This is a genomic window from Pseudomonas sp. UF-293 (assembly GCF_058245595.1).
The window spans coordinates 1-1211 of record NZ_JBSICA010000066.1 but is presented as its reverse complement, the minus strand read 5'-3'; the positions used below and the strand labels follow the sequence as shown (position 1 = coordinate 1211).

Genomic DNA, 1211 nt, shown 5'->3' with positions numbered 1-1211 from the left:
ATGTTGCGCAGTACCGCGCAACTTCTTGCGCACTTTCTCCCGGTTATCGCGGTGAAAACCCGGCCATTTCTGAATCCACAGCCCTCAAGTCCCCGCCATTCGGGCACCGCGCAAAACCTGGCACGCTCCTTGATAACTCTCAGCCACCCACCGGGCGATTTCGCCTCCGGGCACCCTAACCTTATCCGCAAGGAGAGCACCCCATGGCAACACCAGCGTACATGTCGGTTACCGGCGAAAAACAAGGCCTGATCACTGCCGGCGCTTTCACCGCCGACTCCGTTGGCAACACCTACCAGGAAGGCCACGAAGACCAGGTCATGGTTCAGGCATTCACCCACGACGTGATCATCCCGCGTGACCCGCAATCCGGTCAGCCAACCGGTCAGCGCGTGCACAAGCCAGTTGTGATCACCAAGGTTTACGACAAGGCTTCGCCACTGCTGCAAGCAGCTCTGACTTCCGGCGAGCGCATGAGCGAAATCGTTATCCAGTGGTACCGCACTTCGGCTCAAGGCACCCAAGAGCACTACTACACCACCAAACTGGAAGACGCGATCATCGTCGCCATCAACAACAAAATGCACAACTGCCAGGATCCAGGCAACGCGCACTTCACCCACCTGGAAGAAGTGCAGTTCACCTACCGCAAAATCACCTGGACCCACGAAGTATCCGGTACTTCGGGTTCCGATGACTGGCGTGCTCCAGTCGTTTAATTACGGCTGACCGTTACACGCATCGGCCAGCTCTGCTGGTCGATGTTGTTTACGCCCCTCCAGAATTTCGCGTACGTTGAGCCGCTTTTTTTGCGGTCGTCGACGAGCGCCGCTGTACAGCACGAGGAACAAGGGATGTTCGCGCCGGCCAATGAAACCCACTTTGCCCTGACCATCGAAGGGCTTTCCGCTGACTTTCAGGTATTCACCCTGCAAGGCCGGGAAGCCATCAGCCAGCCTTTTGTCTTTGAGGTGGAGCTGGTTAGTGAGCAGCCGTCGCTGGACCTCGAAACCCTGCTGCACAAACCGGCCTTTCTGCAGCTGTCGCCTGACGGCAGCGGCATTCATGGCCAGATCTACCGCGCCGCACAAGGCGATTCCGGCAAGCGTCTGACCCGTTATTCGGTGACGCTGCGCCCACAACTGGCGTATCTGGCGCACCGCATCAACCAGCGCATCTTCCAGAACCTCAGCGTGCCGAAGATCATCGGC

General features: G+C 58.3%; 2 protein-coding genes. Both read left to right on the top strand.

The window, feature by feature from the left end; translation table 11 throughout:
* Window positions 1-203: 203 nt before the first annotated feature.
* On the top strand, window positions 204-719 hold the full coding sequence (locus tag AC4IHP_RS27790) for an Hcp family type VI secretion system effector (protein ID WP_007949952.1): 516 nt from the start codon (window positions 204-206) through the stop codon (window positions 717-719).
* Between the two features lie 135 nt (window positions 720-854).
* Window positions 855-1211, top strand: a 357-nt coding sequence (locus tag AC4IHP_RS27785) for a contractile injection system protein, VgrG/Pvc8 family (RefSeq protein ID WP_490833282.1), incomplete at its 3' end; no start/stop codon positions are given.

What these genes read in the sequence shown, in the direction of transcription:
- AC4IHP_RS27790 (WP_007949952.1), top strand. Translation starts at nt 204, where the DNA reads ATGGCAACACCAGCGTACATGTCGGTTACCGGCGAAAAACAAGGCCTG.